Origin of the sequence: Pseudoselenomonas ruminantium, from assembly GCF_900104055.1 — a bacterium.
GTDB classification, from domain to species: domain Bacteria; phylum Bacillota; class Negativicutes; order Selenomonadales; family Selenomonadaceae; genus Selenomonas_A; species Selenomonas_A ruminantium_C.
Genome location: NZ_FNJQ01000029.1, coordinates 35,658 through 42,229, shown reverse-complemented (window position 1 = coordinate 42,229; position 6,572 = coordinate 35,658). Strand labels below are relative to the sequence as shown.

7 protein-coding genes are annotated in these 6,572 nt (G+C 50.2%); 6 read left to right on the top strand and 1 reads right to left on the bottom strand.

Annotated features, from left to right (window positions below; translation table 11 throughout):
* Nucleotides 1-81: 81 nt before the first annotated feature.
* The 4 genes from BLQ59_RS11950 (at nt 82) to BLQ59_RS11935 (ending at nt 2,945) form a co-directional block, all read left to right on the top strand.
* Nucleotides 82-513 (top strand): Rrf2 family transcriptional regulator, encoded by a 432-nt coding sequence (locus BLQ59_RS11950; RefSeq protein WP_074573095.1) that lies wholly within the window; start codon nt 82-84, stop codon nt 511-513.
* Nucleotides 514-519: 6 nt separating this feature from the next.
* Nucleotides 520-1,395: a DUF5131 family protein gene (locus BLQ59_RS11945; RefSeq protein ID WP_081342559.1), complete on the top strand. Its 876-nt coding sequence runs from the start codon at nt 520-522 to the stop codon at nt 1,393-1,395.
* Nucleotides 1,396-1,432: 37 nt separating this feature from the next.
* Complete coding sequence (locus tag BLQ59_RS11940; RefSeq protein WP_073092893.1) at nt 1,433-1,657, top strand: hypothetical protein; 225 nt, start codon at nt 1,433-1,435, stop codon at nt 1,655-1,657.
* A gap of 148 nt (nt 1,658-1,805) precedes the next feature.
* A complete protein-coding gene (locus BLQ59_RS11935) occupies nt 1,806-2,945 on the top strand; it encodes an alpha/beta hydrolase (RefSeq protein ID WP_218122904.1) in 1,140 nt (379 codons plus the stop codon).
* An 80-nt stretch (nt 2,946-3,025) separates the two neighbouring features.
* Here BLQ59_RS11935 and BLQ59_RS11930 read toward each other — a convergent pair whose 3' ends face one another.
* Entirely contained in the window at nt 3,026-3,913 is an 888-nt protein-coding gene (locus BLQ59_RS11930) for a LysR family transcriptional regulator (protein WP_074573094.1), read from the bottom strand.
* 139 nt (nt 3,914-4,052) lie between these two features.
* On the opposite strand from BLQ59_RS11930, the gene BLQ59_RS11925 reads away from it, so the two are divergent.
* Complete coding sequence (locus BLQ59_RS11925; RefSeq protein WP_074573101.1) at nt 4,053-5,246, top strand: MFS transporter; 1,194 nt, start codon at nt 4,053-4,055, stop codon at nt 5,244-5,246.
* A gap of 134 nt (nt 5,247-5,380) precedes the next feature.
* Nucleotides 5,381-6,547 (top strand): alpha/beta hydrolase, encoded by a 1,167-nt coding sequence (locus BLQ59_RS11920; RefSeq protein ID WP_176756803.1) that lies wholly within the window; start codon nt 5,381-5,383, stop codon nt 6,545-6,547.
* Nucleotides 6,548-6,572 lie beyond the last annotated feature (25 nt).

The following is a 6,572-nucleotide window of genomic DNA, read 5'->3' as shown; positions in this document are numbered from 1 at the left end:
TGTAATATAATATGTTACAACGATTATATACAACGATTGTTGTAATGTCAATAGATACAACGACTTTTAGGAGGATTTTTCATGCAGTTTTCGTTTCGTCTGCCGGTAGCGACACATATATTGCTTTGTATCGAGCGGTTCAAGGATGAGTACAAGGCTACTTCCACCTTTTTGGCCAGCAGTGTCAATGTCAATCCGGTTATCATCCGCAAAACATTGGGCCAGCTCAAAGCCGCCGGCCTGGTGGAGGTGGCAGCAGGTGTCGGTGGGGCCAAACTCACAAAAAGCCCGCAAGACATCACCTTGTGGGATGTCTTCCAGGCTGTGGAAGAGGATGAAGATTTATTTCATTTTCAGGAGAACCCCAATCCGAAGTGCCCGGTGGGCAGGAATATCCATGGAGTGCTAGGGGACAGGCTCGAAGAGGTCAGACAGCACATGTTGGCCGATTTCAAGAAAGTCACCATTGCCGATTTATTGGCGTCTATCGAGGCGAAAGAAGCGGCAGAGTGAGAAATTATGCATGACATCTGGAATCCATGGCATGGCTGCAGGAAAATCAGTCCTGGCTGTGCCAATTGCTATATGTATACGCTGGATAAGCAAAGAGGGAAGGACGGTTCCGTCATTTATCGCACGGACAATTTTGCCTACCCTTTGCAGAAAGATCGCTATGGCAGCTATAAGGTAAAGAGCGGCGAGCTTATCCGGGTTTGCATGACTTCGGATTTTTTTCTGGAAGAGGCGGACAAATGGCGGGACGAGGCCTGGGAAATCATGCGGCAGCGGCCGGATGTCATTTTCTATCTGCTGACCAAACGGCCGGAGCGGGTGGCGGACTGTCTGCCTCAAGACTTTGGCGGCGGCTGGGAAAATATCTGGTTCAATGTCACCTGCGAGAATCAAAAAATGGCTGACATCAGATTGCCGCTGCTTAAGGATTTGCCCTTCAAGCACAAAGGTGTGATGTGTGCGCCCTTGGTTGGCGCCGTAAGTTTGAAGCCCTATCTGGAGGAAGGTTTCATCGAGCAGGTTATCTGCGGTGGCGAGAACTATGAGGGGGCACGGCCCTGCAATTATGATTGGGTACTGGCTTTGCATGAAGAGTGCCAGGAAGCCAGTGTATCCTTTTCCTTCATTGAAATCGGCTCGCATTTCATTAAAGACGGCAAGCATTATCGTTTGCAAAGCAAGCAGAAACAGGCGGAGCAGGCATTTAAGGCAGGTTTGAATTTCAAGGGCAAGCCCATGCATTTTGACCTGCGGTATGCCATTGGCATTCCGGTAACGCCAGATGATTGCTATCGAGCAGTCTATGACGGTCCGCACTGCCATGCCTGCGGCAGCAGATTGATATGCAATGGATGCAGCCATTGCGGCAAGTGCGGGAATTAACTGTACAAGTAGAAGAAGCAGAATAGGAGCAAAATAAATGATTACCATATCGGAATTAAAGACAGGCGTTATCTTTGGTGACAATAACACCTGCGAATATGTTTATATGCCCGCCAGTGAAATCGGCGTGGAAGATCCCCTATGCGTTTACGAAAACAATGGGCAGCGGTCTGATGTAGACTTATCGGAAGCCCTGCGGCTTATCCGTGTGCGGGCCCTGCGGCAGGTAAAGCATCCGGTTTTGGGAAGCAGTTCCTGCTGATGCGGTGCGAAAGGGAAATTGATGAGGATGTATTACAAAAAAGCATAGAAATACATTACATATAAGTATTGGTAATGTACAAGCATAGCCATTATAATGAAATCAGTTAAGGAAAGAGGCCGTGTAGAGCGATAGAAAGGAAATGGCTATGAAAATACTTATGGGCAAAAAGCAGAAGATGCTGCTGGCGGCGGTTATGGCTGGGATGATGTCCTTTGGCCTTATGGGAGACGGCGCAGAGGCGGCAGATACAGGAGCGGCAGGCATGAAGAGTGCAGAGGTCAAAAGCGACAGAATGATCAAGGCCGAAAAATTGCAGCTCACCCAGGAGTGGGACAAGGTATTCCCCAAGAGCGACAAAGTTGAACATCGCAAGGTGACTTTCGTGAACCGTTATGGCATTACGCTGGCGGCGGATATGTATGTGCCCCGGAATCGCAAAGGCAAGCTGCCTGCTATCGCGGTCAGCGGTCCCTTTGGTGCTGTCAAGGAGCAGTCTTCTGGCCTTTATGCTCAGGAAATGGCCGAGCGGGGGTATCTCACCATTGCCTTTGACCCGTCATTTACCGGGGAAAGCGGCGGCCAGCCCCGCTATGTGGCTTCGCCGGACATCAACACCGAAGATTTTTCAGCGGCGGTGGATTTCCTCTCTACCCAGGAGAATGTGGATAAAGACCGCATCGGCATCATCGGTATCTGCGGCTGGGGCGGCATGGCTATCAATGCTGCGGCCAATGATACCCGCATCAAGGCCACGGTGGCTTCCACCATGTACGATATGAGCCGGGTGATGGCCAATGGCTATTTCGATAAGGATAAGGACGAAGCGGCCTTGAAAAAGGAACGCTATGCCAATCGTGAAGCCCTGAATGCCCAGCGTACAGAGGATTATAAAAACGGTTTCTACAAGAATGCTGGCGGCGTGCCGGATGTTTTGCCTGATGATGCTCCCTGGTTTGTGAAGGATTACTACACCTATTACAAGACGGAGCGCGGCTACCATCCCCGTTCCCTGAACTCCAATGGCGGCTGGAACCAAACGACAGCACTTTCGTTCATGAATATGCCGATTCTTTCCTATGCAGATGAAATCAAGAGTGCCGTAATGGTGCTTCATGGGGAGAAGGCTCATTCCCGCTATTTTGGTGAGGATGCTTTCAAGAAACTGAAAGGGGACAACAAGGAATTGGTAATCGTCCCCGGTGCATCCCATATCGATCTTTACGATAACAAAGCCAAAATCCCCTTTGACAAGTTAGCAGCCTTCTTTCAGGCTAACTTGAAATAATCCCCAATTTCCCCATGACAAAAACTTCCCCAAAAGGAATCCCCCTGCAAAGATTTAGGTTTGCGGGGGGATATTTTGCGTCAGAGGGTAAATCTTTCCTGCAGTGCCGCCAGGAATGCTTGGGAGGCTTTGGAAAAGACGGCATTTTTCTTCCAGGCGATTGAGGGCTCGGCAAAAATGGCAGGCTCCAGAGGGCGTGTGCAGAGATTGGTGCCCGTGGTGTTGATGAGTTCATCAAAGGAGATGGCGTAGCCCATGCCCTCTTTGACCATCAGGGTGGCATTGTAGAGCAAGGTGTAGGAACCGGCGATGTTTAGTTCGGCTAGAGGCTTTTGCAGCCAATTCAGCAGTTCATCGCCATGGGTACTGGCCGAAAGAGTCTGCCGGGAGAAAAGCAAAGGGCGCTGCCATAAATCCTCTGCCCGGATGACATCTTGTTGCGCCAGTTCATCATCTGCGCGCAAGAACAGCACCCAGCGGTCGCGGACAGGCAGGGGCAGTTCCTGATATTTAGCCGGGTCCAGCTTGCCGTAGACAAAGGCAAAGTCAATCAGGCCACGGTCCAGGCGTGTCATGGTCGTGCTGCCGTCACCGGTAACGATATGAAAACGCAGGCCGGGATGTTTTTGGCGCAAACGCTGGGCTACTTCCATGATCTGTCCGAAATGTATGGATTCTCCGGCCCCAATACGGATATCGCCGCTGATTTCTTCATTGCGCAATAGTTCTCCGGTTGTCTTGTCTACCAGCGACAGGATTTCCTCTGCCCGGCGGCGCAGCAGCTGCCCGTCTTCCGTAAGCAGGATGCGCCGTGGCTCACGGACCAGCAGCTGCTTGCCAAACTCGTCTTCCAAATCCTTTAATTGACGGGATAAGGTAGGCTGGGACAGATGCAGTTTTTCCGCAGCCCGGGAAAAGCTTTCTTCTTGCGCCACGGTAAGGAAGTATTTGAGAACCCGCAATTCCATGATATTCAACTCCTTGGTCTGAATTTGACTCTATAATACTATGAAAATCTATTACTGTAAAGCATAGGTAATGATTATGTATAAGTATTGGTATTGCATATGTGGAGAATTTATAATGGGATTGAAAGGACGTGAATTTATGGAGAAGGAAAAAGGGATAAACAAACAGCTGCTTCTGCTTATCCTGGCCACTGGTGTTTTTAGTATCCTGAATACGGAAATGGGCTTTATCGGCATTCTGCCTTATATTGCCGAAAACTATCAGGTGACGGTGGTGCAGGCAGGTTGGCTCATCAGTCTCTTTGCGCTGGGAGTGGCCGTGGCGGGGCCAACGATGCCGCTTATTATGTCCCGCTTTAATCGCAAGTGGGTTATGGTCTTTATTTTGGGACTGTTTACCGTTTGCAGTACGATTGCTGTTTTTGCCGAAAATTTCTATGTGCTTTTGGCCGTGCGGGTGCTGCCGGCGTTCTTCCATCCGGTTTACTGCGCTATGGCCTTTACGGTGGCGGCAGGGCTGGCAAAGACCGGTGAAGAGCCAAAGATGATTGCAAAAATCAATATGGGCGTAGCCGCCGGTATGGTGGCGGGGGTGCCTATCAGCAATTTTTTGGCGGAGCAGTTCAGTCTGGCGTTCTCGATGGCGTTTTTTGCTCTGGCCACCTGGCTGGTCATGTTGGCCACGTTATATTTTATGCCTTCGATGCCGGTCAAGGAACAGCTGGGCTATGGCGAGCAGCTTGCCGTGCTGAAAAAGCCCATGCTCTGGGCATCGATTGCGGCGGTGATTTTCCTTAATGGTTCGATTTTCGGTGTATTCAATTATCTGGCGGAGTATCTGGGTGTGGTTTCCGGTATTGCACCTTCCTTGATCAGTATATTGCTGTTAGTCTATGGTCTCTGCAATGTTGGCGGCAGTATGCTGGCGGGAAATCTGCTGACCGTGCGGCCGTTGATGGTGGTCAAAATCTTTCCGCTGGCGGTTGCGGTAATCTATATTGCCCTGCTGGGCGGCGGCAGCATTTGGCCGGTAATGGGACTTATCGTGGTACTCTGGGGATTGCTTGGGGGCATCAATGCCAATATCAATCAGTATTGGATTGCCAGTGCCGCCCCGGAAGCCCCGGACTTTGCCAATGGTCTCTTTTTGACGGCGGCCAATATGGGCTGCGTGCTGGGGACAACGGTCAGCGGTCAGTTCATTGATGCCTGGGGGACGCAATATGTGGTGCTGGGCGGTTTGTTGTTCTGCCTGCTGGCGGCCTTGACGGTTTGGGTGCAGTGTTATCGTCAGCGCAGCAATCCGCAGCTGATGGTTCAGACTGAGCAGTAATAGATGATATTTTGTATGCTCTATAAGCATAGTGATGTATTTTTTATAAGTATTGGTAATTCAAAAACATAATCGCTATAATGAAATCAAGCTAAATGTTAAAAGATGTAAGTGATGTAAAGGAGAGAAACGAAATGATGAAGAAAATTGGCAAAAACAAAAAGATGGTTTTGGCAGCCTTGGTGGCAGGTGTGATGTCTTTTGGCCTTATGGGGAGTGAGGTGACAATGGCCGCAACTCTGGTTAAAGCATTGGCAGCGGCTTCGCAGATGCAGCGTTCATCTATCAGCGAACTGAACAATGACACCCGCGTATTCAAGATTGACAAGTCAATCGAAGCCAAGAATGTGAAGTTTGAAAACCGCTTTGGCTTTGAAGTGGCCGGCCATATGTATCTGCCCAAGGATTTTGATGCCAGCAGGAAATATAAGGCGGTCGTGATTACGGGACCATTTGGCGCGGTGAAGGAGCAGTCCTCTGGACTTTATGCACAGGAATTTGCCAAGCATGGTTATGTGGCCGTAGCCTTTGATCCTTCCACCACAGGTGAGAGCAGTGGCAGCCGCCGCAATATGGGCTCCCCGGAAATCTTCACGGAAGACTATCATGCCGCCGTGGATTTCGTTTCCAACTTGAAATTCGTGAACCCGGATCAGGTGGGGGCCATGGGCATCTGCGGTTTGTCCGGCATGGCCATCACTGCCGCTGGCAGTGACAGCCGCATCAAGGCGGTGGCAACTTCGGCAATGTATGATATGAGTGAAAGCATCAGCGACCATTATAATGGTGCTTACTACACGCCGGAGCAGAGGGAACTCGTGAAACAGCATCTGGCCAAGATGCGTGATGAAGAAGCCAAGACCGGCAAAGCCATCCGCGGAGCCCATGAGCTGGGGGTGGATGCCAATGGTAATGTGGAGACCTTCGATACTATGTTCCCCGATAAACTGCCTGCGGATGCCAGTCCTGTCATCAAGGATTTCTTTGGCTACTATGTAGGCCGCGCCTTCCATCCGCGCGCCATCAACTCCAATAAGCTGGCCTGGGATTCGGTAACCCCGTATGGCTTCTTTGACTTCAAGCTTATGAGCAATATTGATGAGTTGGGTAAGACGCCGGTCATGCTGATTACCGGGGACAAGGCGCATTCCAAGTATTTCTCCGACAATGTCTATGCCGCCATCAAAGGGGAGAAGGAAGAAATCGTCGTTCCTGGTGCTACCCATGTAGACCTTTATGACCAGATGGACAAGATTCCGTTTGACAAGCTGTTTGCCTTCTTTGATAAGAACCTGAAGTAAAAAGCAAGAAATGCCGCCCTGCGAA